The 24,743-nt window shown below is 48.7% G+C and carries 31 protein-coding genes; 5 read left to right on the plus strand and 26 right to left on the minus strand.

Features of this window, described 5'->3' with window-relative positions:
* The first annotated feature begins 347 nt into the window (after positions 1–347).
* Positions 348–860 carry a hypothetical protein gene (locus BLQ88_RS29925; protein ID WP_090156699.1) on the plus strand — a complete coding sequence of 171 codons (513 nt, stop codon included), beginning with the start codon at positions 348–350 and terminating at the stop codon, positions 858–860.
* Here the strand turns inward: BLQ88_RS29925 and BLQ88_RS29930 are convergent, their stop codons facing one another.
* A complete protein-coding gene (locus BLQ88_RS29930) occupies positions 861–2,279 on the minus strand; it encodes a hypothetical protein (protein ID WP_090156700.1) in 1,419 nt (472 codons plus the stop codon). It abuts the gene before it with no gap.
* Positions 2,276–4,300, minus strand: a complete 2,025-nt coding sequence (locus BLQ88_RS29935; protein WP_090156701.1) for a DUF5977 domain-containing protein — start codon at positions 4,298–4,300, stop codon at positions 2,276–2,278. The genes BLQ88_RS29930 and BLQ88_RS29935 overlap by 4 nt, the downstream gene beginning before the upstream one ends.
* A 66-nt stretch (positions 4,301–4,366) precedes the next feature.
* Between BLQ88_RS29935 and BLQ88_RS29940 the strand changes: the two genes are divergently transcribed.
* Positions 4,367–4,669, plus strand: coding sequence for a hypothetical protein (locus tag BLQ88_RS29940; RefSeq protein ID WP_090156702.1), 303 nt, complete (start codon positions 4,367–4,369; stop codon positions 4,667–4,669).
* A gap of 22 nt (positions 4,670–4,691) precedes the next feature.
* On the opposite strand, the gene BLQ88_RS29945 is transcribed toward BLQ88_RS29940, so the two are convergent.
* From BLQ88_RS29945 to BLQ88_RS30065, 24 genes are all read right to left on the minus strand, one after another.
* A complete protein-coding gene (locus BLQ88_RS29945) occupies positions 4,692–5,162 on the minus strand; it encodes a hypothetical protein (RefSeq protein ID WP_090156703.1) in 471 nt (156 codons plus the stop codon).
* The gene (locus BLQ88_RS29950; RefSeq protein ID WP_090156704.1) at positions 5,162–6,019 is read right to left on the minus strand and encodes a hypothetical protein; all 858 of its coding nucleotides are present in this window, start codon (positions 6,017–6,019) and stop codon (positions 5,162–5,164) included. Before BLQ88_RS29950 ends, BLQ88_RS29945 begins: the two co-directional genes overlap by 1 nt.
* Positions 6,019–6,474 (minus strand): DUF5675 family protein, encoded by a 456-nt coding sequence (locus tag BLQ88_RS29955; protein ID WP_090156705.1) that lies wholly within the window; start codon positions 6,472–6,474, stop codon positions 6,019–6,021. The genes BLQ88_RS29950 and BLQ88_RS29955 overlap by 1 nt, the downstream gene beginning before the upstream one ends.
* Positions 6,464–6,964 carry a phage holin family protein gene (locus BLQ88_RS29960; RefSeq protein WP_143016961.1) on the minus strand — a complete coding sequence of 167 codons (501 nt, stop codon included), beginning with the start codon at positions 6,962–6,964 and terminating at the stop codon, positions 6,464–6,466. Before BLQ88_RS29960 ends, BLQ88_RS29955 begins: the two co-directional genes overlap by 11 nt.
* A 34-nt stretch (positions 6,965–6,998) precedes the next feature.
* Entirely contained in the window at positions 6,999–7,370 is a 372-nt protein-coding gene (locus BLQ88_RS29965; protein ID WP_090156707.1) for a hypothetical protein, read from the minus strand.
* A gap of 201 nt (positions 7,371–7,571) precedes the next feature.
* The gene (locus BLQ88_RS29970; RefSeq protein WP_090156708.1) at positions 7,572–9,890 is read right to left on the minus strand and encodes a hypothetical protein; all 2,319 of its coding nucleotides are present in this window, start codon (positions 9,888–9,890) and stop codon (positions 7,572–7,574) included.
* A gap of 4 nt (positions 9,891–9,894) precedes the next feature.
* On the minus strand, positions 9,895–10,875 hold the full coding sequence (locus tag BLQ88_RS29975) for a DUF6712 family protein (RefSeq protein ID WP_090156709.1): 981 nt from the start codon (positions 10,873–10,875) through the stop codon (positions 9,895–9,897).
* On the minus strand, positions 10,875–12,161 hold the full coding sequence (locus BLQ88_RS29980; RefSeq protein WP_229212928.1) for a hypothetical protein: 1,287 nt from the start codon (positions 12,159–12,161) through the stop codon (positions 10,875–10,877). Before BLQ88_RS29980 ends, BLQ88_RS29975 begins: the two co-directional genes overlap by 1 nt.
* Complete coding sequence (locus BLQ88_RS29985) at positions 12,139–12,474, minus strand: hypothetical protein (RefSeq protein ID WP_218132970.1); 336 nt, start codon at positions 12,472–12,474, stop codon at positions 12,139–12,141. The genes BLQ88_RS29980 and BLQ88_RS29985 overlap by 23 nt, the downstream gene beginning before the upstream one ends.
* 1,665 nt (positions 12,475–14,139) lie before the next feature.
* Complete coding sequence (locus BLQ88_RS30005; protein WP_090156714.1) at positions 14,140–15,444, minus strand: PcfJ domain-containing protein; 1,305 nt, start codon at positions 15,442–15,444, stop codon at positions 14,140–14,142.
* A 3-nt stretch (positions 15,445–15,447) separates the two neighbouring features.
* Positions 15,448–15,897 (minus strand): PcfK-like family protein, encoded by a 450-nt coding sequence (locus BLQ88_RS30010; RefSeq protein WP_090156715.1) that lies wholly within the window; start codon positions 15,895–15,897, stop codon positions 15,448–15,450.
* A gap of 79 nt (positions 15,898–15,976) precedes the next feature.
* Positions 15,977–16,246 carry a hypothetical protein gene (locus BLQ88_RS30015; RefSeq protein ID WP_090156716.1) on the minus strand — a complete coding sequence of 90 codons (270 nt, stop codon included), beginning with the start codon at positions 16,244–16,246 and terminating at the stop codon, positions 15,977–15,979.
* A 13-nt stretch (positions 16,247–16,259) separates the two neighbouring features.
* Positions 16,260–16,616, minus strand: coding sequence for a hypothetical protein (locus BLQ88_RS30020; protein ID WP_143016962.1), 357 nt, complete (start codon positions 16,614–16,616; stop codon positions 16,260–16,262).
* Between the two features lie 59 nt (positions 16,617–16,675).
* On the minus strand, positions 16,676–17,176 hold the full coding sequence (locus BLQ88_RS30025) for a hypothetical protein (protein WP_143016963.1): 501 nt from the start codon (positions 17,174–17,176) through the stop codon (positions 16,676–16,678).
* A 47-nt stretch (positions 17,177–17,223) separates the two neighbouring features.
* A complete protein-coding gene (locus BLQ88_RS30030) occupies positions 17,224–17,925 on the minus strand; it encodes a DNA adenine methylase (RefSeq protein WP_090156719.1) in 702 nt (233 codons plus the stop codon).
* Complete coding sequence (locus BLQ88_RS36910; protein ID WP_176885157.1) at positions 17,922–18,068, minus strand: hypothetical protein; 147 nt, start codon at positions 18,066–18,068, stop codon at positions 17,922–17,924. The genes BLQ88_RS30030 and BLQ88_RS36910 overlap by 4 nt, the downstream gene beginning before the upstream one ends.
* The gene (locus BLQ88_RS30035) at positions 18,052–18,489 is read right to left on the minus strand and encodes a hypothetical protein (RefSeq protein ID WP_143016964.1); all 438 of its coding nucleotides are present in this window, start codon (positions 18,487–18,489) and stop codon (positions 18,052–18,054) included. The genes BLQ88_RS36910 and BLQ88_RS30035 overlap by 17 nt, the downstream gene beginning before the upstream one ends.
* Complete coding sequence (locus BLQ88_RS30040) at positions 18,486–18,830, minus strand: hypothetical protein (RefSeq protein ID WP_090156721.1); 345 nt, start codon at positions 18,828–18,830, stop codon at positions 18,486–18,488. The genes BLQ88_RS30035 and BLQ88_RS30040 overlap by 4 nt, the downstream gene beginning before the upstream one ends.
* Positions 18,831–19,112: 282 nt before the next feature.
* On the minus strand, positions 19,113–20,255 hold the full coding sequence (locus BLQ88_RS30045; RefSeq protein ID WP_090156722.1) for a DNA polymerase III subunit beta: 1,143 nt from the start codon (positions 20,253–20,255) through the stop codon (positions 19,113–19,115).
* Complete coding sequence (locus BLQ88_RS30050; protein WP_090156723.1) at positions 20,252–20,620, minus strand: OB-fold nucleic acid binding domain-containing protein; 369 nt, start codon at positions 20,618–20,620, stop codon at positions 20,252–20,254. Before BLQ88_RS30050 ends, BLQ88_RS30045 begins: the two co-directional genes overlap by 4 nt.
* A gap of 21 nt (positions 20,621–20,641) precedes the next feature.
* Positions 20,642–21,352 carry a hypothetical protein gene (locus BLQ88_RS30055; RefSeq protein ID WP_090156724.1) on the minus strand — a complete coding sequence of 237 codons (711 nt, stop codon included), beginning with the start codon at positions 21,350–21,352 and terminating at the stop codon, positions 20,642–20,644.
* Between the two features lie 21 nt (positions 21,353–21,373).
* Entirely contained in the window at positions 21,374–22,078 is a 705-nt protein-coding gene (locus tag BLQ88_RS30060; RefSeq protein ID WP_090156725.1) for a hypothetical protein, read from the minus strand.
* A gap of 312 nt (positions 22,079–22,390) precedes the next feature.
* On the minus strand, positions 22,391–22,567 hold the full coding sequence (locus BLQ88_RS36915) for a hypothetical protein (protein ID WP_176885158.1): 177 nt from the start codon (positions 22,565–22,567) through the stop codon (positions 22,391–22,393).
* Positions 22,564–22,806, minus strand: a complete 243-nt coding sequence (locus tag BLQ88_RS30065) for a hypothetical protein (protein ID WP_090156726.1) — start codon at positions 22,804–22,806, stop codon at positions 22,564–22,566. Before BLQ88_RS30065 ends, BLQ88_RS36915 begins: the two co-directional genes overlap by 4 nt.
* Positions 22,807–23,108: 302 nt before the next feature.
* Here BLQ88_RS30065 and BLQ88_RS30070 point away from each other — a divergent pair, with 302 nt between their 5' ends.
* The 3 genes from BLQ88_RS30070 (at position 23,109) to BLQ88_RS30075 (ending at position 24,699) form a co-directional block, all read left to right on the plus strand.
* The gene (locus BLQ88_RS30070) at positions 23,109–23,552 is read left to right on the plus strand and encodes a helix-turn-helix domain-containing protein (protein WP_090156727.1); all 444 of its coding nucleotides are present in this window, start codon (positions 23,109–23,111) and stop codon (positions 23,550–23,552) included.
* Between the two features lie 731 nt (positions 23,553–24,283).
* Entirely contained in the window at positions 24,284–24,412 is a 129-nt protein-coding gene (locus tag BLQ88_RS37420) for a hypothetical protein (protein WP_262485723.1), read from the plus strand.
* Between the two features lie 5 nt (positions 24,413–24,417).
* Positions 24,418–24,699 carry a response regulator gene (locus tag BLQ88_RS30075; protein ID WP_090156728.1) on the plus strand — a complete coding sequence of 94 codons (282 nt, stop codon included), beginning with the start codon at positions 24,418–24,420 and terminating at the stop codon, positions 24,697–24,699.
* The last annotated feature ends 44 nt before the right edge of the window (positions 24,700–24,743 follow it).

Raw genomic sequence — 24,743 nt, forward strand, 5'->3', positions numbered from 1 at the left:
TACGTTGGCTAAATTGCTGGCATCATTCAAGAGGGGAAAGGACGGGGATGAAGCGAGAATTTAATACCTTTTGGAAACCAATTATTTCAGACAATGGCAAACTTTATAGTTGTACCCCACGACGGATCATACACCTTAGTCAATCTAGATCACATAGTTTCATTAGAGGTAAGCGATCCTGATTACCAAGGCCTTGGCGGCGGTACTAGAATTAACCTTACAGGAGGTAAATCGTTCGAAACTGGATTAGAACTACAGCATTTCGCGTTAGCAATTAAGAAAGCTGATGGATCAGTAACACCTGTTGAGCGACGCGATGACTAAACCCGACCAATATAAAACTTTCTATGAGCACAACTCCGACTTTAACTTGGCATCAAAAAATTCAAATTGAAGATGCAATCGAAACCGTCCAAAAGTTGCTTGATTCCAAAATTTTATGGGAAGGTAATAGACCGATATATCAGCATGCGGTATTTATTGAACTCTTAATTAACCTAAAGGATCTTCTGATAAAGGCAGATCGCTTGGGCAATCGGATAGCTTTCACCGATGGTATTCAAGAAAACGAACGATTTGGTATCAGGGATGTTACCGACCTTATTGGCAATTTCAGGGATGCAGCATGTCACAATGATTCCTATCGTAGGAAAATAGGTGATAATGTGTCTTACATGAATAAAGTTTTCCCTTTCAACCTACCAGTAGAGATTCGCGATGCTCCCTTTGACGGGAATCCAAACCATGACATCGGTTATGAAGTTGGAGGTATTTACCTTTATCAACGAAAGCATATTGAAAGAGCATTTAGCGAAATCAAATCGTTTTTCGAGCCGATAATTATCAACTGGGAGCCATGATCAAATTCCTCCAATCAGTAGCGCCTGCGCCGTTCCCTTCACCGGTACCCCGACGTTCAATTGAGCGATGATGTAATCCACTCCATCGACGTGGCACTTATTACCGAAATCGAGCTTTGCGATATCGGTTTCGGTAATAATAAATTCCTTTTTCAGATAGAATGACCGCTTCCTAAGCGCGATGGTTTCCTTCCAGCACGTCGCGGCCAGCGACGCCGGAAATAGCGATATCGTTCCCAGCGTAGGCAGCGCCCTCGGGAACAAATCTGACACGCCATGCCAGAATAACAATCGTGGGCCCCAAGGCTTCGCGTCCTGGGCGAACTGGCTGCTTTGTCCTTCCTGCTTGCAGATTGCCAGCCCAGTTTCGGGGTCGGTAAGCATGGTAGAAAACCTCATGTCCAGCTTTGCGATGCCATTGCGAGAGCCGGGTACTTCCTGTGAAATGTAGTCCTGCAATAGCGCCGGTTTGTCTTTGGCGATCGCATCGTTGCCGTCGACGATCATGCTCAGTTGGATACGCGTGTTGTTTTCAGGCGTTTTGTTTTCACCAAATGTGGCTTTGTTCGACCAATCCACTTGCGTCGGCGCGGCCAGACAGTCCTCCCAAAAGTCAATTTTTAGCGTCTTTTCGACGGAGTTAAAATCAAATTTGAGATTGGCGATCTTGCGAAGTTCCAGGATTAACCCAGTGATCGAAAACGGCGGCAGGTGATTCTTGACGGTTATCTGACCATTTTCCACCTCGCGAAGGTTCGCCAGTATCAGCTTGCTCCAAACGGGATGCGTTAGAAAGCTACCGGTAATTTTGGTGCCGGTGATCTGGCCGATACGTTCGAGCACCCAACCCACAAAGAACATTGGCACGACCGGGCTGTCGACGTACTCGCCCTCGGTCTCGGGGACGGTTTGCAGGTAATCGTTAATTCGACCGGCGTACGATGCGGCCGGGCCATTTGATCCATAGAACGATTCATTGATGATCGTCGGGAAACAGCAGATCTTGGTGATCCCATCGACGTCGAGCATTTCGGGGAGCACCGGCGTTTCAAGCGGAAGGTTACCAAAATCTATTTCCTGCAATGAAAGGTTTTGATAATCGCCAAAAAACAGCCCGAGACGATCGGTAAATGCGCCTTTATAGCCCGTTTCCAGCGAGGCTTCGGTCAGTAGAAAGAAGCCTTCGCGGATAAGTTCGCCGCCCTCGAAATGCTCATAGTGCATTTCCGGCAGAAAACTTCCAGCCTGCGGCTCCTCCCAATAATCGAATATTGCGCGATTGGTACGCACCGCTGGAAACGTTGGAATCTCGGCCTGGCTTGACGGGATTTGATCATAAAGCAGGTGCGGATTTACGAGTTGATAATTGATGCTTTGTTTCGCAGGTACGTAAACCTCAAAGCCGTTTAGTCTGATCATAGTGGGTTTACTTCAAAAGTGAGAGGTTCGTCGCTGCTGTTGACAACTACGTTGTCGAAGGCATAATATCCGGCTTTGCTAATAATAACCTCCCGGTTTTTAGATGGGATGCTGATCCTGCACTTCCTGATTTGCGGGCTGGAATACTCCACCTCGATAATGAAATTATGCGTGCCCGGGTTGACCGTTCCGGCAGATGTCCTCAATGCCGGTGGATTTTGGCCGACAGTATTCGAGATCATTTCTGCGCCTGGCGTGCGAAGGTCGATAACCGGTCCCGCATCTGTCGAACCTGTTACGTTGGTTCCAGTCATTGGAATTTTATGCAGGATCGCCAGGTGGACGGGGATGTTGTTTAGCGCGCAGGTCCCGTTGGTATTTGCAAATGCTTGCGTATCCAAGCTATCAAACCTCGCTTCGGCCAGCGCATTCGCATCGCCGGGATTCTCTCCACCGTATGCTCCGGCATTCACCGTTATTGTTGCCGGTCCACCAACATAACCCGCAGCACAATTATTGCGTTTGAAAGTGCCCAAACGAGATATTGCCGCACTGGGGTAGGGCGTCCCACCAACAGTGATCGTGCTGTCGAATATTGGCTCCACGTAATCCGGGTCACCCTGATAATTTATCTTGACGGTGTAAGGCTTGTAAAGTGCGTTGTCATCTGCATACACCTTTTCGAGCTTCTCGAAAGCTAAAAAACCGGTGCGTTTGCCAAATCCGTCGAGTACCTGGCGAAGCGACATGCCGCGCCAGATCGTTTCCCTTTCCGGAACAGGCTCAGAGGCCGGAAGGTCTGAGAAATTCTCGACCGTATCCAGCACCCGGAAATTAAAGGTGCGGGCGACCAAATCCTGATTGTCAGCCTGATCGACCAGATTGCTTGTAAGCAGCTGCAAGGGCCGGTGACCTTTGTCGGTAATCAAATACATTTCTTCGGAAAGCAGCAGCTCGTCAAGATAACGCAGGTAATTAACCGCGTCCCGCTTGAAAAACCCGGTGCTGATCTGGAATTCGTACTCGCCCTCTATACTGATAATTTTTAGCTCGGAAAAATCGATTTTAGCATCAGCCGGCCGCTCGACGGCAGCAACCGATTGAGCCACTTTTAAAATCCGCTGTGCCTGGCCTATCAAGCGCAAGGTGTCCCAGCCGCCCAACGAGTTAACAAAAAGAATGCTTCGGTCGTAAAGCTCGCCGAGTTGGTCGAGAATGTAGCTGCGGACTTCGCTGATCCGTTTGTCCTGCTCGTTGCTGAGCCAGACGTCGTACCTGGTAGCATCGGCGGGAATGGCGAGGGCAGAAGCTCCGACCGGGCAGCAGATCACCGAATACAAAATCGGGTTGGAAAGGGTCATTTTGGTAATCGCCTCTGAGGTGATTCCATCTTCGGTGTAGAACTGCACTTTTAACCGCAATTCGGTTGGCTTCGGCGTAAAATTCACAAGGAAGTACAGGTATTCCTCCTGAGCACAATCGACGCGTTTATAATTGGGCTGCCAGGTCAAAAATTGCTTTCTCCCCAGTTGCCATTTACGCCAGAATGTTTCCCCGTAGACGTAGAAATCCTCATTGCTCAGGCCTGCCTTTATTGCGTACATCTTGGGCAGGGCCTTTTCGGTATCGACGGCAGGCAGGCCGCCAGTGATGCGCTCGGTCAATGAGAATGCCATCGTTTGCGACACGGAAACGCTCAGCGCTGCCTGTTGCCGGCTCGGTTTCGTGTAGCTCAAAAGACCGTCAACCTTGCCGTTCCGGCCGGAATTATATTTGAATTCAGCGCCCGAGAATATTTGAACGCCCGACATATCTTCGACGGGCTTCTCGCGGCCGGATGAAGTATGTAGCTCGACCAGGTTATCCGAAAACGGAAATTCCGGAACGTTGATGGTTAAGAAGTATTTCAGGCCGACCCGACTTTCGAGACCTGCATCGGCAGCTTCAATGGTATGGCTTAACTTATTGCGGCTAAATTTCAGCGGCAGATAGGAAAGGTTGGTGGCTATTGGATCGATCATGACATGGAAATTTCACGAAACTCCCTACATTTGCCACCCATAAAAAGGACGATAACGACAGTAATTATGAACACACCAGTACCTAGCAAATTCCAGCCGCAGGCCAACTATATGAAATCGCAGTACGAGATATACATTAAGAAGCTTACAGGTTTAAACCCACGCGTAACAGCAAAAGAGGCGGGACTCGAATTCCATTTTGAAATCAATCTCCCGGTCGAAATCCCTTTCATCATCGTTCAGCGTCTTGCTTTTAGACACCTTGAAGCCGTTGCAACGGATGAAGAAGATTTGAAAACCGTTTTAGAAGCGTTCAAGACGCAACTTGTAAAAAGTCGACCGGATATTCAGCTAAATCCCGGGATGTAATTGGAATGCGGAACCTTGGTGGTTAACAAAAGATTTCATTGCTTGGTAAGCCGAGTTTGAGTTTTACTTCATAGCCGTAGGCCGCTTCCACTCCCAAGTATACAACCGGCTCGGCGGTAATCGTATCGAAATCAAGGAAGTTCTTATACAGCCGGGAGTCGTGGTGCAATTTCAAAATGATCGAGGAAACAATCGTTTCCGCCCGGGCAAAGGCTTCATCTTGTTGTTGACGATCGTCGAGCTTGCCCTTGCACCAGACGTACAACTGCGTATTGAAATTGGTCAGCAGGATATGGTTTTCGACCTTCTGCGTTGCCCACTTTGGTCGAAATACGAATATGCCCGGGAATACATCTTCAGAGACAGTATCTTCTATCATCCGATCCATTCCATTACCGTCGCTCATTTGAGCGTACACCACTCCATTTTTGGCCTTTTCCGCTTCCAAAATGGGGGATAGGTAAGGCCAGAATAAGCTGTCGGTCGGATTCATCAGTTTTTTGATTTGTTACGTTCGATTTCTGCCTTTACGTCCTTGCGATGTTCTTCCAGGAATTGGAATACTTCGTGGACATTTGCTCGTTTGGTTTGGGACATACTTCCGAAAATTTGTTTTTGGGAAAGCTCGTATTGGTTTTTGATAAGGCTCTGGCCGGGGAAGTCTTCCGGCACTGGGGGCTTGCTGCCGTCATTTTCGAATAGGTCGAAATAGGAGAAGAAGTTTTTAACTGTGCCCAGGAAATAGACCAGGACGAGTACCTTTTCATCGAAGAAGCGACCAGTTAGGAGCTTAGCCCTGTTTGCGGCGATATGCTCGTTATAGTCCTCACGCTCATCTCCATTCCAGTCAGGATCATTCTGATATTTACGCTTGCGTTTGGGGCGGCATAGTGTGGCGACCAGCATGTCAAGGCGCTCTTCGCCTTCGACAAGCTGCTTAATGAAGGCCTGCGCGTGAATGTAAGCATCTGAAAGTTCGCCAAAGGACATGCTGCGAAACCCTTCCGTGAACACTTCCCACCGCTGACCATCGACTTCGAAACTGCTGAACGGGGCGACGGTAAGATCTGTTTGCCACATCCATGAAAGTTGTCGGAGCAATTCGGCGAGCACCAGTGCGCTTTGGTCTTTGTTGGCTTCCGGACTCTTCTTCCCGAAAAGCCGGTCCATGATCCTTCCCCATTGTTTGGAGGTGTAACCGAGTGTGATGCGCAGCAGCTCGTGATAGGTCTCACCGCTTTCAGGAAGCACGAACAAGTTTTTCAACAACGCTGGCAGCTTGTGCCGGCTGACTTCCTGCCAGTCTTGTGGGAACTTGTGCGTGCTTCCGTTGATGACGATTTCCTGCATTACTGGTAGTCTTGAGTGATTGTCCACCAAACTTCTTCACCTGCGGTAAGGGCGGCAAGGACGGCTTTATGCAATGCTTCACTTGCCAGACGGCTGTCGCCGACCATGAACTCGCCATTTTCGGTTCCGCTTTTGAAGCCGGTCAGCAGGCACCCATCGGTGTTTTGATGCGTGTTACCCGAGTGGGAACGGATACCGGAAAACCCGGGAACGCCGATCAGGATGATCATTTTCCGTTTGAACCGGTTTGACCAGGTGATGTCCACACGGTACCGGCCGGTGGGAATGGCGGTGCGTGCCGGTACTTTGATTCGCTGGATTTCGGCGAGCGGCATTCCCTGAATTAATCCCCTGTCAGTGTCTTCCAGCACATAGCCGAAGAATTTGTCATTCACCCGCAGCCGGGATAAGGTGCTATTTGCCCCTTTCAGAATCCTCTTGCTTTTAATTTCCATCGGGCGATTTTTTAGAGGGGATATAGGCTTTCAAATTGTCCCAGGCGAGTTGCAGGATCGTCTTTTTCCCGATAGCAGCGTAATTCTCCTGCACAGACCAGAACTCGGTGGCCATGATAGTCAGCATCGCTGAATATTCGACGGCATGGAAGATGGTCACCTCGATGCCGTCGATTTGAAGGTGTGCCAGACCATGCAGCGAAGACAGAACGCACACGTAGTACATCAGCTTGGAGAATGTCTTGTCTTTAAAGACTTTTGCCGTTACCGGTGGATAATTGGCCGGATCCTGCTTGTTGAGATACTTCTGCTTCTGAATCCCTGAATAGGCATCGTAGGCGATCATCAGCAGTAAATAGACCAGGTATTTGAAATCCGAAAAAACGTAGGTCTCCACAAATTCGAGTAGCCACGCGCCAATACCCGCAACGAGCGCCCAGATGGTGACTGTGAAGAAGTGTTCACTGATAAAGGTTAAATGGTGAATCATTGCGGTTAAGCAGCTTTCGAAGTAGGTTTTCATACTAGTAGGGAGGTGTAATTTTGCCGGTAACGTAGCCAGCGCCGAACGCCATGAGTATGCGCTTGCGACGTTTTTTTCTTTCGTCGGCAAGCATGCGCTCAAACTGCTCTCTTTGCACGGAAAGCTGCACTCGGAGCATGCTGTTTTCGGCTTTAAGGGCAAGGTTATCCAGGGTGAGAAGTTCATTTTTCTTTGTGAGGGTATGGTGGATAGGTTTGAGGAGCTCGTAACTGATCAGGCTGTCAAGCAACGCCTGCTCATACGCCGGATCGAATTTGTTGCTTGATCCTTGTGCGGTAGCTGTCGCGCAGGTTAGCCCGCCTAGCGCTATCCAGCCGGTCAACAGAATCTTTTTTGAAAGTGAGGATTTCATGTTCCTGTTCTAGTTTAATGATGGAATCCTGTAAAACCAGCCGCTTTTTTCCGACCATGACCAGAGCGTCGATGATCGCGTCACTCGACGGCTCTGGTTTTTTCAAGCCGGTGATCGAGTGATAGTAAAATAGGCAGTTTGTGATAAGGATCAGCAGCAGTAGAGCCACCTGGACTACATGCCAAAAGACGAGAGTGACTTTCATTGCAGTTTCGCGTGAATACCGTTACCGGCGACTTTTTGAGATACAATCTGGCCATTGGGAAGCTGGACATCGAGCGTATGCCAGTTGTTGTCTGCAAAACTGTTGTGGTAGAACCAGCCTGTTTTTCCTGCCAACGTTTGAGAATACACGAAACCGCGTTGTTGCTTATAGGCATCCACCAGTTCATCCGCCTTGAAATTACTCGGAGTGATCCATTCGCCGCCATCGATGCGGTGCCGCAGATAAGCACGGTCGCCTCCATCGGTTTGGCCGAAAGTTTTAGCGTAGAGCCGTATCCCAAAATAGCTTAAATCTGCACTGCCGGTAAAGCCGTGATAAATATCCCCCGAACCTGGCCAGTATTTATTGAATTCATTGTTACGAGCTTCGCTGGAACCTTTCGGGTACCATTCGCCTACGAGTCCCTGGCCCGGCCTGCCGTCGAAAAGCTTCTGATTGGCCTTCCCAAAGCCGCCCCATTCTGCGTAGAAATTGCCGTATACCTGAGAAAAAAATGCCGATGCAATGTGAACGTTCGGATCGAGTGGGAATTTATCCTCTTTGAAGTAGGTGCCGTCAGGAAAATCGATGCGATACCGGTTGTTTGGCCGGGTTTCTCCTTGTCCAAACAAGGCAACACCGGCATGGTAGCCCATGTGCTTAAAGTATTCCAGTCGAAAGGCCAGTTCGATTGGCTGTCGTAATACCTGATCAGGCGCGCGCAGATACACCGCTTCCACGATCATCGTGGTCGCCGAAAGCGTGCCGCCTGGCGAATACTCTGTGCTTGGTAAGTCCTTCGGCTCGGTGCGGAAAAGCTTTTTGTAATATTCTGCGCTTTGGTTGAAAACCAAGCTTTCCCCTCCCTGCCAGAAGTAATTGTGGCAGATCTCATAATGAATGCCGCGCGATCCGAAATCCTGCTCGTACCGTTTGCGCAATTCGGGATAGAAAGCGCCAAACATCGGCGAGCCGGCAGGTTGCCATCCGACATTCTCAGACATTTCCGACAGCCAGATCGCATCCGACGCGTCGGTTTTCCAAGCCCATTCCCTGGCTTCATCGACTGGCAAGCCATCGGCCGTAGGCCAAACCGCTTTGCTGGTACCGTTTGGCCAAAGCTCAGTACTTCCATTGTTCAAGCGCCCGAAGACGCCCTCGATACGCTGAAAATTACTAAACGTCTTGCCAGCAAATTTAAGCAGGCGAACCTGCTGATTGCTGTCTGCATCGTTCCAGGGAAGGCTGTGGTGCGGCAGATGGGTTACGCCTTTGGCGAAAACGCGATCAACGCCCCAGGGTTTCCAATCCGCTGCCCAGAAGTGCCCATTCGGAAGCTTGATGTCTTCGCCGATTTCTGCCCAGCTGACCTGCTGGTCTGACGGATCGTAATTTTGAGGGATGTGGTTAAGAAAGCCGGCAGCGTCTTGCGCTCCCTTCGCCACGTATGTCTGAAAAGCGTAGCTCAAACCGCCACTGAACGATTCGCCAGCGTCGATTTTAAACCAATCGCTTTTATACTCTTCGGGCGTTCCTGCCCACTTGTTGAACCCTTCGGCAGAGTATTCTTTTTTCAACTTCCCTACCAAAACGCGGAGCGGGTTGTTGCCCGCCACCACGTAGTTTTTAAGCCTGCTGTTCAAATCGAGCTTGTCCCCGTTGATCATGTACCGGTACATATACCGGTCCGGGTCTTGCCGGTTATCCGGAGCGATGTCTGTCGCCAGACGTACATTCGCGGAGTCCCGAAAAACCAGATTCAGGTGTTCGTCGTATCCCCTTGTCATTCCGATCAGTGGGAAAACACCGGGCGTTATCACTCCACCAGTCGGCTCCTCGGGCGTCGGGTCAACTACGCCTCCGGAACTGCGCGCGATCGGGAAATCCTTTTTGGAATCTTCCTTGCTCTTGCAGCTCTGTCCTCGGATAACAAGCTGATAGGTACCGTCTGGTTGGGCCGGATAGGCAATTTCGACAATGGCACGTTTGGGCGCGATCAGGTCGGTTTTGATCCTGGTGGCACCCGACCAAAGTTCGTACTGTAAAGTGTCAACGCCTTCGCCATGAAACTCGACAGAGGCGCCGGTGTTGGCCACCTCGAATATGCGGCGAATCTCCGGGCCTTGCGGACAGGCTTTTTTGGAAGGGGGCGGTGTCACCGGAGGTGTGACCACTCCGGAACCGATCGCTTTTTTTAGACTGTCAATCCGCGCATTGACCCGGTCCAGATCACCTTTAAAGACCAGGTCTTTGACGTTCTGTGCTACAAGCGGCTGCGCGATCGCCAGCAGCACCCAAAAGAGGAGTTTTTTCATTGAATTAGAGGATTACGTGGGATTTATTGGTAAAGTCTTCAAGCTCGTCAATGCCGATGGCGACATTGGCGGTGTAGTACTCGGGGAATTGCGTGGGGCTGGAATACTTGTCCATGAAGTCTTGCAGGCGTCCCATGTACAGTTGGGCATCTTGCCATAGCTGCTGCCGCTGGGCATTTTTGATGCCTTCGCCCGCGGGCGACTCGTTGGTTATGCCGTCCCATTTGCGGACTTCACGCGGGCCATTCTCGTCCAGTTTGATCGGTAGGTAAGGGTAAGCCTCGTGCAGTGTCAGGAAGGAGAGCGGCTCTTTGATTTTGTCGACCAACATCGATTCCAGCGGTGTCAGCTGCGCATCCTTGTCCTGCCATTTGATTTTCAACTCATCGAAAACGGCATAGGTGATGGCTTCACGGATGTAAAGTTGCTCGGCGCGACGGATGAACTTTTCGAGCTGCGAGAATAGCCTGCGGTTCCTGCCTGCCAGCGGCACGTAGTCGCCCAACTCGTCCGCGCCACGGATAAAGTACTGGTTGCGCGCTTGGTAAGCAGGGGAGCTCGTCCAAGCCTCAGGTTTGGTCTGTTCCAGGTTCTCCCAGAACAATTCCCACATCAAATCGACCATCGCCATATTTGCATCGCGAGTGTCGACGTATTCCCATTTGGCAACGGCGACAGTCTGGCTGGGACTGTTTTTGGCAAGACCCAGATCGCCTACCCGGAATTTCAGGTGAGGGAGCGCCATGTCGTAAGCGGTCCAGGCAATGCAGCCCTGGCTAATGTCAAGCAATTCTTCCAGGCTGACCCGGTCCAGTTCCGGCAGATCTTCAAAGGCGGCATCTTCAAGGAAATCGTACAGCTCGACGCCGACTACTTTGCGGAATTCCCGTTCTGCGTTTTTTACGAATGAAAGCACCGTTTCAAAGTTGAGCTTAGCTTGCACGCCACCGAGCTGCTTTTTGAGTTGTTCAAGTTCTACGATCATTATGCAGCGTTGTTTTGGTTTACGACGGCTTGCGCGCCGGTGGGATTGGTGTCAAGGGTGGTGATCTGGACTTCTTTGAATGCGGCTTGCACATCTTTGTAGCCCATCAGGCGCAAGGCCATGTTGATGTCTTTGAGCACATACAGCCGATGGACAGGCGTGCGGAAGTGTTGCTGATAATCGGCCATCACCCTGATTTGGCTACCGGAGTCATTACCTGAGCCAGGGTTTACACCGGCGAGCGTTGGCAGCAGGCCGATCGAGTTGGCGATTGATTGGTTGGCATTTTTGAAAACCTTGTCGTATGCATCGTCGGACATCTCGTTTTTGAGCGGAACCACGTCAACGTTATCCATTGCCTTGCCATCTGCACCACGCATGTATTTGATCAGCATGGTCTTGTTTACGTTTTTCTGACCTGCTAGCCAGCTGGAAAGGTTGTCAGAGAAATCGCCCCAGCGCTTTTTAACCAACTTGCCGTCGACGTTACGTCCGCCTTCTTTGTCGAAGTGGTCTTGCGGCATCCGGATCAGGTATTTGATATTGTAGCCGTTCAGTATGCCGTTTTTATGGAAGGCGATGATCAGGTTGGCCAGCTCAATCGCTTCTTCTGCACACCACCAGGAAGGGAAAGCGTAGAACGGTTGGCCAGCCAGCTTGTGCCGCGAATGTGAGACAGTGGCTGTCTTCCGTTTATTGAAGTCCAGATCGTTTCGGTCGAACGCTGCGAGCTTCTCGGTGTCGCCCGGCGTGAAATACTTGGAAAACCCGAAGTATGGATTTACATGGAAGCCGCCGCCTTTTTCGGGCCTGCCGATACGGGTCTTGAAGCTGTCGAGCACCGACAGTGTAAACCAGTCTTCGAGAGGATCATAGCGCCACTTGGTAAAGATGTTGGCGTTATCCACGCGCTGGGTGATGGCCGAGACGACATAGTCCTGCAAATCCGTTGCCCACGCCCAATCTTCGAGCCTCGGGTCGATAAATTCAGTGAGCCTGGTCTTGCCGTCGACCACCTCCTTTTTGAAGAAGCCCACGCCGCTGGCGTAAATCATGTCCCGGAGCGATTCGAGAAGCGATTCAACGATCGTGTTCTTCTCGATCAGCGATCGCATCACATTGGGCTGGTTGTCACCTGAACCCCAGCGTATGTGCTCAAATGCATCGTATTGAGACCAGGCGCTACCGCCAAAGCTGGCGTCGCGAGATCCGGTGAGCTGTAACAGTGCCGCATTGTTGCCGCCCTCGTTCAGAATAAAAAAGCTATTGGAAATTTGGGTTACCATTGTATTCGCCGTTGGTATGGTCAATGATCATTCCGTCTACTTCGATGAGCAGATCGATTTTGATCCGGAAATGCTGTTTTTCGGGGTCTTGCTCGTCCAGGTTGCGGAAAAGGAATTCGTGGTTGGTGTTTATGTTTCCGCGAAACTTGCCAGCACCGGGCATGTGTTGAAAGCTTTTGGTAACATGGCGCTTGTAGCCGATCGTGCCGTCGACCTTGCGATACTTGATCGAGTGCACCGAGGGTTTTCCGGCCGAATCGTCGGACCGGATGCTGGCCATTGCTACTTTTCGTTTGATGATCTGGTTTGCCACTACTTTTTCCGGTTTTGGATAAGCGAAGGTGGCAGTCAACCGGTTGAATGGGAAGGACGGGAATTAGTCAGGTGGCATCTTGACAATGGCACAATGAATCGATACTATTGTGATCGAATTATTGATATCGTCAACAACAATGAACCGGGGATATTTGAAACGAGGCGATGTCGTGTGGATTCCTCACGGCATGACGGTAGGGTATGCTGCTTTCCCACTTTGCCTGCACACAGAAACAATCAGCACTTTTAACCGAGAAATCGTATCTACCACCGTCAAGGTGGGAAAGGAGTATCACAGTAGAACGGACGTTACGAAGGAACGCGAAGCAATAAGGGAGGGTGTCATCAAGATTTTTAAGGGGGAGGATGCGCCCCTGTGTCTTCAAGTTTTGGACAAGTTTCTTGCGCACCAGTTACGTGACCAACCACACTTCATGCTGGTAATTCCATCAGGGCACTATGTAGTTACTGGCGTTAGTGTCGAACAGGGACATAGGATCGTGGATTTGGAGGGCATCTACGGAGCGTCCCCCACGAAAATCTACTTTTGGCAGAGTTCATGGGGGCCGCTCGCGCACAACTCAATGGAAGTTGTTGGCCGTATGGATTTGGACAACCCGCTTACCTAAGTTCGACGCTGTTAAAGTGTTGGTATGATTGTTTAGCAAAAGGGCGGCGCTAAAATTTTAATTATATGACCGTTCAGAGCACCTTGGAAATATTGTACCGCTTTAATCGAATGCGAGACAAACTGTTAATTGCCCATGCCGCCGAAATGGCCGCCTTGGACGGGAGCGACCTCACCGCGCGAATACAGCTTTCTACCAGACACCTTTGCGAATTGCTTGACCTCCGAAAGGAGTCATTGCTGGAACTTGCTTCTCGCATCGATTCAGACCATCTTGAATGATTATCTAGGCTTAAGGGTTCGACGTTTAGCATGCTTGTTGGTATATTTTTTGAAGGCTTTCTGTCGAACGATATGTACAATGAAAAGCCACTTCGACCAAATCCAGGACATTGTGTGCAGATATAATGAAGTTGAGAGAACCCTGCGCCTAGCTCATGCGACTGAGCTTTTAACAGTTTGCAATCTCGACCGTAATGCATTGTTGTTGTTGCAATCAAAGCACATTATTCAACTAATGGATTTGCAAATCGCTCTAATGAAAGAACTCAGCCGATTCCGTGTTGAATAGATAGACATTCATTAAGGTTCGACGCGTTTAAGGTTGATATGAAAGTGGATACAGTCCTGGGGCAGTGTATTCTGGCTGATTCAGCGGAGATTCCTGCAATCGCTCATGATGGTGCCCGATCATATTTTTACATTGAGGGCATCGCCATCCATACGGTTCCGGGCGCATCCTGCCTCGGTAGTTGCACATGAGGCAGTACGGATTCCATCCCTCGTATTGTAGGAACTTCTTCCGCTCTTCAATGGGCATTTCAAACATTTCGGCTACGGTGTTCATAATGGTTCGACTCAGTTAAGGTGTTGAAAGTATTTTGATGGCCGCCCGGATCTGCTCTCCTTCGCTTATAATGCGCGGCAGGTTAGCCTTTAACTGGTCAGTTGATAGCTTTGTATTCGCTGAACGATGTGAGCGATTTTTGGCAAGTTCGATGCGGAGCAAGTTAATTACGTAGTCCATAGGCCGAGCTAAGGTTGTGATTTGGTTAAAATGGCGTTGATCGCATGCAGGTTACTGTCGACCAGGTTGATGATTTCCGAATGGTACTCGGTAGGCTTGTTATCCCATCCGCGCGCTTGCAGGATTTTTAGATTGGAAAGCGAGAGCTCGATCGTTTCGATCGGTTCGTCGCCGATCCGCGCGGACAAGACCAGCGAGTCAGGCCTTTTATAATATTCCGAGGCAAAAACGCAGTGTTTCAGCCGGTCACCTTCGAGCATGAAATCCTGTACGGTTTCAAGGACTTTTACGGTGATCTGGCCGTTGGTAAAAGCCAGCCCGAAGAAGGCCCCCTTTTGCTTTTGATATTCGATCTGGGCGATTTCGGTCTTTTCACGCATTTCGGCAATGCGGGCCCGTTCGAAGGCCTCGCGCTTTTTCCTGACTAGCGTATCGTGGGATATTTTCAGATCTACCGGGCAAACGTAGTGGCTGCTCAGCAGGTCTTTGTTGAAATGAGCGAGTAGTTCAATGTAGTCTACCCACATCGAGGCGCTGGGAATAGTGTACCCGTTCCGGATGCAGATTTTAATGCTGTTCCAATATTTGTCGACGCTGGATGCGCCGCGGCCGAGATAGTATCGCAGCATTTTGTGCTGGCCTGATTTCAATAGGGTTTCCATTTTACTATCTATAAGAAGCCTTCGCAGAAACACGAAGGGTGAATGGCCGTGAAAATCTCCTGTAAATCCGTTACGTTTAATTTCTGGCAGGAAGCTACCTTTTGCGTAGATAGCATTTGGCACGATCTCGCTTCGCAGTATTGCGCCACGCGTTGTGTAGTCGCGCAGTTCCATGTCGCTGTTCTTGATCCAGAGGTCATAGTAATAGCTCATACCATTGACCATCTTCGAGTAAAGGCAAAAATTCCCTTTTCCATCGATCCAGTGCTGCATCACCTCGGTGCATGCAACCCGGGCGGCATTGTTTCGTGCGCAGAAACGGGTTAGGTAAAACGTCCGGATAACCTGAAATTCCTTGACTTTCGAGCAAATCGTGAAGTAGGCCGCTTCCTCATGCTTCCGTTTGCGTGATTGGGAAATTTTCAGCTCACGATCGCATCCCGGACAAGTGCATCCGGCGAGCACCGGCATCAGGTTCCCTTTCACCTTCCATTGGTGCCCGCATTCCAGACACCATAGAGAAAGCTTATTGATAAAGCCGCTGCGCTGAAAAACGTGCCCGATGCCCCAGTTGATTTGTTTTTCGGTAGCAGGTTTGAGACCCTGCCGCACCAATGCTACCTTTTTATGAAATTTTGTCCGTGGCTTCATGGATTAAAATAGAGGTTGTTGTATTGGTGCAGATTTGTCTTTCTTTTGCTCGCCCTTCTTTTGGATACGGGCTTTTTCTTCGGAAATGACCTGGGCGAGTGCATTTTGTTTCGCCTGGCTGATTTCTTCCTCGGTAAGTTGGACCGAATGGTTCACTACCACTTTGTAATTGATCGGGCTGCCTGGCTTGATATCGTCTTCGTCGTAGTAGTGGACGGCCATCCCAAAGATTTCGGAATCTTCGAAGCCACAAATACCGCTGGCTTTAACCTGGTTGATGATGTAAGTGACGCAGTCGTCTATGTTCTTGCCGGGCTTTTTTAGCGTCTCGGCGAAGAGCGGGTCGGCTGCTGCGAGCTGGTTCAGGTGTTGCTTGATGGTATTTTTAAAATGGTCAGATACTTTGGGCTGGGCATTCGATGGCCTTACCGCGACTGCGTTGCTGTTGTCCATTGCTAAATTTTGTTGATTGGTTTGAAAGTGGCCAGCACCGTCAGTGCTGGCGTGGGAGTACTGGAAGTTTTCGTGCCGGTCAGCCGTGCCGTTTTGTTTCGAATTCAGCAGGGACATCTTCGAAGAATCCGATGATGCCAATTGCGCCGGCGAACGGAATCAACAAGAGTAAAAACAACCAGGTTAGCGGGTTCCACTTGTTTGTTTTTTGGCATGTGAAGTAGCCATTAAATGGCCGTGGCTCCATCCAGACAAGCTGTATTTTAAGAAATACCAGTATTCGGAACCCGAGGGATGCACTGGCAAGGAACTTTCTTTTTTGCTCGATGGCGTCTGCGTTCGTTTTCATTATGAGGTGGTGATTAGTTAAGATGTCCGGAGATGCTTTCCTGAAAGAAGTCCCATATCGGGGCTAGGTGCTTGTGAATGTATTCCTCTTGATCTTCGGAATCCTCGAAAACGGAGGCAATTGTACCAGCGTCGTTCGAAGCCAGAAAGCGGTAAAGCCCGCCCGAAACACCGTCAAAGTATCGCTGGAATATCTTTTTTGCCGTCATGACGATTAGTCGGCCGGTCCGATCGGTGATCGGCTCGACGTAAATGTTCACCTGACGGCCGTTCCATGATTTGAATTTGAAAAGCTTGACCTGTTTTACATTCAATTCGTATTGTGGGTTGGGTAGTTCTGGAAATAATGTTGGCTCGGTACGCTTGCTCATGTTTGTGGTAGTTGAAGTGGCCAGCACCGACAGCGCTGCCGTTGTGATATCGGGAATTACTATGCTATTTCTTCTAACTTCTTGGCGAGCTCATCGTACTCGCTTCCCAAGATTTCGATCATGTCAGGTGTTGGTTCGATGCTTGATCCCATATTGCCTACGGTTGCAACAACAAGTACATACTCCCCACGCTCCATTATCCCTGGCTGACTAAAAATGCCTTTGTATCCGATCAGCGCGCTCAATGTGCGTCGCTCGATTTTGGGTAATGCATAAATGGCATTGAGGGTCTGCTTGTTTTCTTTTCCCGATTTCGGAAAATAGTACCCGTGAAAATGTTTGCTGGCTTTCCTCCAACCTTCCGGTTGTTGGTAGAATTCAAAACCTGTGATACCTCCTGCCACGTAGTGATCAGAATGAATCATCTGACCGGTTGAGCCGATCTCGATGGCCAAATTCTCGGCGGCCTTGTTGGCAGCTCTAATCTGCACTATCATGTCAGCCACTTTTTGAAATGTTTCTGTGCCTTTTTGAATCTTGTAAAATCTTGTTGTACTCATTGTTTTGATCGATTTTGAGTTTGAGAGATATTTCGTCGACCACCGCTTTAAATGGCGGTAGGATCCAGTGAGGTTGTCAGGCGCTGGATCATCGCCTTTTGTTCAAGTGGTGCCAGTTCAGAGAATTTATTCTGCCAGCGGTTGAGCTTGCGGGTGATGCGTTCCCGCTCACGGTAGTCGCTTCCCAGGTAGCGGTAATCGTGCAGCTCGTCTGGCTCTGGATAGTTCATGATTAGCACCTCAGTCGCTCTGCCTCGCCGTGTCTGGCTGTCAAATTCGATTGATCGCCAATCTTTAAGCCGGTGGGCATACATCTGGTTGGGATATGTGCTGATGGCAATCTTGGCACGTTGGTAGCTTCTGATCAGTTTGAGCAGCAGCACGTGGTTGTCATGGGTCAGCTCGTGGCGGTAAACGGTGTCCGATTTTCTGGAATCCCGAGGGTAGGGTGGGTCCAGGTAAAGAAAGACGTCCGGTTGATCGAGGGTGCTCCGGAAGATGTCGAGCACTTCCAGCATCGAACCTTCGTATATCATCTCTCGGTTAATGCCAATTTCAACAAGCCTTGCGATCGTCTCTTTGTCAACTTCTACCAGTAGGCTTTCTTTGGCTGGCAACTTTCTTCGGAAAATTCCTGCCATTCCTGCAAACCCTTCCACATAAGTCGTGTGAGGCGGTATCTGGTTAATGATCGTCTGGTAAGTGCCTGAGCCGGATTTGCCGCCAAAGTATGATATGCCTGTTATCATGGGAAAAACACGGAACCAATGAAGAGTGAGAACAATAGCATCAGATAGTAAACCATCGCAACAATAATGGGGATAGTCAGAACCGCTGCCAGCAGCAGGATAACGGCCAGGTATCCTCGTGTGACTTTAATGATCAGTTCCATTTTTGTGCAGGTTTTCGTCGTTCAGGTGGTCGAAATAGAGGTGCAAATCTTTCAGTGCTTCTGTTAGTATCGTGACAGAACGAAGGTTCCATTTGTAATCAGACTCGCGGTAGCTTGCCTGGAATCGTTGCCGCATAATGGGTAAGCCAATATGGCTATCTTGCCCGATGTAGAAGGTTTTAACCCCGTCAGCACCGATGATCTGCATTTCGAAATATCTCAGGCTGTTGATGCCTGCGACGTATACTGCTTTCGAAGTAAGATTTTTCTCATAGGCCAGAATCATGCATGCCTTGATTTGGCTTTGGTAGTATTCGAAAATATCGTCCATTCGATCCTGCCAAAGAGATTGGTTAATGTCGGCGAAGCATTCAAGTTCTGCGATTGCGGTCCGAATAGATGTAATTGTATGCTTTCTCATATCAATGTTTTGGGGAATTGGGGTACCCTATCCAGGGAATTGAGTTCGTAGTCGATTTTGCCAAGCACGGACTGGATTGCTTCTCCTCCGTTTTCCTGCTGCCAGCGGTACCAAAGGATGCGCGCTACGCTGAGCGGGACCGAGTAGATGCAGTTCTTGGTGCCAGCAACCCGGAACACCTTGGATCGGACCGCGGAGTCGAATTTTTGAAAATGCTCGGCGAGGACGATTACCTCGTTTTTCGCTTCCGGATTCATGGACGTTTCCAGCATGCGCTGCAAGTACCGCCGCATGGCTTCTGCCTCGTAATGCGCCAGCTTCAATTTGACAGGGAATAACATTCGTTTGAAGGGATTAAATTTTGAAGTGAAAAAACTCCGATCGGCGTGATGCTGACCACCAGTCGGGGAACGCCTCTCTGTCTTTTCTTTTCGGTCATGGCCATTTTGCACAGGTGGTTGAGTCTTTTTTTTGTGTACACCTGTTCGTCAATGGTCAGGAATGTAGATTTTGCAGAGAAGTGCCATTTGGGAAGGCTTTGTTTTTTGCTCATCTTTGTGTCGCTTATTTTGATTTTTTGGGAATGCCGGTCGCAGGGTCCAAGCTGCGACCGGTTTTTTTTATTATGCCGTCGGAAGCATGACCGGCATTGACATGATCAGTAACTCTTTTGCAAGGGTGTTATCGGGGAAAATGCAGAAACCTCGGTTAGGCGCGGTCATTTCAAGGCGGGCGGTGTTGCTGCCCAATCGTTGCAGGATGTTGCTGATCGTTTTTCCTTGCAGGCCAATTTCAAATTCGAAGTCACCATCGAACGGAATTTCCTGGGTGGAGTCGCTTCCGAAGTCTTGATCTTGTGTCGCGATGGTGAGTTTTCCGGCAGAGAAGATGTTTCTCGTTTGGAAGGTTGTCAGGTTGGTGAAAATCAGCGATCGCTTAATGGCCGTTGACCATTCGGTAATATCGATCGACCCTTTTAAATTGTTGCTTTTTGGGATTGCACGTTCGTAGTCGACAAATTTTTCCGAAACAAGGATGCTGGTGATGACCTGGGTATCATTGCTGATTCGGGCATAGCTATCCGAAATTTCCAATGAAACCGCGTCCTGAGAGTCTGAAATCTGGTCAATAACCAATCGGGCAAACTCCGAGGGAATGGTGAAAGGCTTCGAGTCGAATAGTTGGCCGGTCCGGTAAATAGTGATGTTCGATCCGTCGCAGCTGACAATTTCGCCCGCTTCTGTATTGAAATGAACACCCAACTGCGATGGCCGCAGCGTGTCGTTGGAAACTGTTGACAGGCAAACTGTCAATGCTTCCTTTAACTGCTTTACAGGTAATTCAAGGCTTTCCCCTGATGTGAGTGGCGGCATAGGGAAGTCCTTTGCCGCATCACTTGCCATTTTGAATTTCTTGCCATCTACCTCGATCTGTACCGCGCAGGTGCCAGCGTTTTGGGTATGAACGATCGTTACTGGTACGTCCGGAAGGGTTTTCAGCAGATCGACAGTTTTTTTGTGCGGCAAAAGGAATGAGCCAGTATCACCGATGATGTTGTACTCAGTAGAGCAGGTGATGGACTGGTGTAAGTTATTGCCACTAAACTGAACTTTGCCGGTTAAAATCTCCACTTTGACATTCTCGAGAGCAGGAACGATCGGATTGGAGGCAACCACTTTTCCCACCAGGTTCAGCGCTTTTAGCAAATCCTTCGAGCCCATTGTCAGAGCCAGTACTTCATTAAGCTTTGTTACAGATGTTTTCATAATGGTAATGCGTATTGCTTTTCAAATTGTTTTGTCCACTTGTTCATCATTTTGGTCGAGACTTTTGTCAAGTCCTGGGCGACGGGCCCGACCACTTCCAGCTCTTTGATGTGGAGCTGGACTCCACCACGTTTTCCGAACTCGATGACGGCCGTCAGCCTTATCGCGGTGCCCTTGGTGAGTGTGCCATATTTAAATCTCAGGTTTCGGTAGTAGCACTGTACAGTTTTGGGCGGTTTTTCGAGCAGCGGGAGTAGTTCGGAATGGCACGGTATGGTGAAGACAATCATGCGCTCTTCGTCTTTCACGCGCCATTTTCCGGGGTAGGCTATGGTGGTTTCAAGGGTGATTGTTGCATTTTCCATTGCACGTGTAGCGTTAGGTGATTAGAATGGTAGATCGTCGTCATCGCTGGATGAAGCGAGGCTGGATGGTATCGCGGCAGCGGCGGGGGCATATTGTGCGCGTGGAGCGACGGGGCGAGGCGCAGGACTTGCCGATTTGCTGTTGAAATAGGCTTTTATAATCCCGTAGGCTGTATCTGCCTTGATAGAGTCGTTAGGCTGGATTGTGCCTCCGAAAGTGAAGACTGGGATAGTGTAGTCTTTGTTCTCGCGGTTCTGTTTGGTTTCGAACGATGCGACCTGAATCCATTCGTCCTGCCAGCGGTTGCCGTACTTTTCGATCTCGCCGAAATTGAACATTTGACCGCCAGTTAATTTGATATTGGCGATCGCTCCCTTCGGCGTCATCGCGTAGATGGATCTGGTGAAGCGCCCACCGACAGCAACCAGGTCGTCCTTAATGTCCGAGTAAAGACCGGTGGCGATGGTACTTCCGTCCCGATATGCGACCCGGAAGTGTTCCATCCTGGTATCGGAAATTTCATTGGAATAGATCTGCTTGCGGGCGTTACTATCCCATCCTGTGATCGTGTTCATGAATTTTAAAGCGAGGAACCGGAAAGGTAGGTCGAATGGAATCCGCCCCTGCTCTTCGGTAGAGTAGTAGCAGAAGGAGCTTTTTTCGCTGTTCCATTCGAGATAAAACTGACTTGGGTTAGGCATGCGCCCGATTGATTCGTCGTGTCTTGACATGATTGATTTGGTTTGAATTGGTTATTCTCTGTTAAACTTTGGCATCATTGAGCCGATGGCTTGCGGAGTTCCGCCGCGGACCGGCAGGTGTTCTGGCTCGATTACGGTCTGGACGCGTCCAAACATGGTGTGTAGGTGGTTTTCCGAGTGGTACATCAGGTTGTCGTACACATCAACTTTTAAGAGTTTTCCAATGGCTAGGTTCCTTACAATGAAGTCATTTCGATGGATGTACTTATATCCGTAGAATTCTCGAAAGACCTTTGTCTTTCCAGGGCTATTTCCTGCCTGCCTCGGGTGTGATCTGTCCACAGAGCAGAAACTGAAATCGTTGAAGCCGCATGTGTGTACGTAATTTTCGAGTAAGCCCCAGCCATATTTTGCCTCGATGACAGGGATCATAGGCGGTAGCTCGTCCCAATTGGGCATATAAAGCACCAGGTCGTCATCTTTGTTGTGAGGCCGGAGCCACTTTATGAACTCATACAGTTCAGGATGTTTCCAGCATAAGGCGACAAGAGTCTTCCACTGTGCCCGTAGGTCTTTATCCAGACCCTCTGGAAACATCTCTCGCTCGATGGGGTAATCGAAGCTGTACCATGTTTCGCTCTTTTTCTGGTACCCGTTTGGTTCTGGCAGCCATGTTAATTTAAACTTGAAAAGGCTACGGTTCGGGTCAGGGGATACTGCACGGCCTTTGGTTTTTAAGGGTTGATTTGGAGGCATTTTTCGCGTTTTGAAAAAATGTTTTAATCGTATAGTAACTGATGAGAAACTTTCAATAGCTCAATAGTTCTATCGTTCAATTGAAAATCGATCGAAACTTCAATTGAAATTTCTATTGAAACATTTTGCCACTTTTTAGGGTGTTGGGTATCCGTCCATGCTAATTTGCGTGTAACGGTCTGGTGTATATGTTTCAGGATTTTGCCGGTTGTGAGTCGGCGGTATGCGTTGAACCTGGATGCGATTTTCCTCTTATCTGATCAGGATGACAAGGACAGAAATGGTGCGCGAAACTTCTGTGGCGAAGCGATCCTACTTCGTTGCTCCTTTTTCTTTGTTGCTACGATTTACCGAGTAGGCGACTACTCCGAAGATTGCCATGCAGCCAATTGCTGAAACGGTGGCTGGGTTGCGGGCGACGATGTCGGCGAACCACTCGCCGGTTGCCACCATTCCCATAGCGGCAAACCAACACATTTTGTGACTCATGCTTCTGATAGTTTGGGATGTTTGAAAAATTTTTCAGCTGTGGGCAATTCCTTTACAATGATGTCGCGAACAAAAACAGGTAATAGGTGCGCATCCGTCCGTTCGTAGATTGATCGCCAGCCACCTTCACTAAGGCCAGCTTCTGTTAGTTTCGTTCTAATGCGGTCACGCTCATATGCCGGAAGTTTAAAGAGCTCCACTCCTAGTGGAGTTCGCTTCTTTGTGCGGGAAATGTTCATGCAGTGGATTATTAACCGTTCTTAATTACGATTCAAATGTAAACCAAAACGGTTTGTATTGTCAAACAAAATGTTCAATATATTTTCAATATTTTCTTAAAGTGTTGATATCGAGTATATGTGATCTGGCACTTTGGCGAGTTTTGTAAATCATGCCGTTTGCAAATAATGTGGTGAACGGCGAAAGAAAGGGGGTGATTGGCTTGATTTTTACAATTCAACCGCGAATATTTGCGATTGAATTGTAAAACAGTTTACTTGTATTCGTATTTACACTTGTTTAACAACATAAAGGAGATATTATGGAAACACCTATCGGCGTAATCATCAAGGAAATTGCCAACGAGAAAAACATAAAAATGGGGCAATTAGCAGAGCTATCTGGTCGCACGCGCCAGGGAATGTACGTTGTTTTCGGCCGGTCCGATATGAAAAATGAGGAGATTGAGGAATGGGCTGGGATATTAGGGGTGTCCAAAGACTACATTTTCAATAAGTGGAAAAATAACGGTAAGTCAGACACCAGCGTTGATTCTGAATATTTATTGAAGCATTTGGCCGCATTAGAACATCAATTTAAAGCGCAGACAGAGCAGTCGAAAGCCTTGGCTGATCAACTACAAAGTCAACTTGCCGTCAAGGATAAGCAAATTGAGCGCTTGATGGACCTACTGGGAAAGCTTAGTCCTGCCTCCGATGAATCGAAGGTGCTTTCACATCCAGCCCTGATGGCGTTGGTTGCCTAAGCACTTTCGGAAGCAGTAGGAAAAGCCACGTGCTTTTCACGAGCGATAAAGTTAATAATGAGTTAGTTAGAAGGGCAAGAGGTTCCGAACCTATAGTCCGATATTCTCCACTTGATTATCAACCACTTACAGAAAAAATGTAAGTGGTTTTTTTATTTAGGTCGAACATAGGTCGAACATTTTTTCTACGATTTAGCGAGTGTTTTTGAGAATTCGAGGTATGGCAATTACTAATCTTTAGATTTTGTAGTTAGTCATTTGTAGATAGCTTGGATATCGTCATTGTTTCTCCCTCTATGCCGACGAGATTGCCTTACCAGTCCATCAATAATAAAACGTTGAAAAACAGTTATTTAAATGGTTTAGCCCTAGCTATAACCATTTAAGTTCCCTATCTTCCTGAATGGAAAACAAACATCTAGTAGGGGCGGTGGTCTCGTTGTTAACGGACCCCAGGAAGCGGTTGACGGTCAAAAAGTATTTGAAGCGTATTTACTATTGTGAGGAAATCGGCGACGGTGACAAAAAGATGTTAGCTTTTTTTGAAAGGGAATTGATTCCAATTCCATTGAACTGATCGATTTAATAAAACGGTGTGCAGCGAGCCCAAATGCATTTGCTAGGGCTCGCTTTTATTATGCTGCCCATCATCAGCCTATGATCTAGCCGTAAGAAATCTTAATAGTGGCTTGGTTTTGCTTCAATTGGCACATATTGTTAATCACCCACAAATGAACAGAAACGGAGAAATCATTATTATTGAGGATAACGAAGAGGACAGAAATGTGCTCGAATACGTATTTGAAAAGCTGAGCTATCCCAACAGGAGGGCATATTCAAGGATGGAGCGTCAGCATTAGCCTATATGAATGCGCCGTATGCCGAACCCTTCCTGGTATTGTCTGACATTGATCACCCTTATACAGATGGTGTCGACCTTAACGTTCAGCTTAGTACCGACATGGAAATCAGGCGAACAGGTATCCCTTATCTTTATCTGACGAACAGGGCAAGTCACGACCTGATAATTGATGCATATGGTAAAATGGCACAGGGCTTCTTCATTAAACCCAATTCACCAAAGGAACTTGTTTCGACGCTGAAAGCCATCATAGATTATTGGCTGGCATGTGCTATTTCCTCTTGAACTTCGTGGATCGGCGCAGTGGTGGCTCTTAGTAATCTATGGCT

The organism is Dyadobacter soli (genome assembly GCF_900101885.1).
GTDB classification, from domain to species: domain Bacteria; phylum Bacteroidota; class Bacteroidia; order Cytophagales; family Spirosomataceae; genus Dyadobacter; species Dyadobacter soli.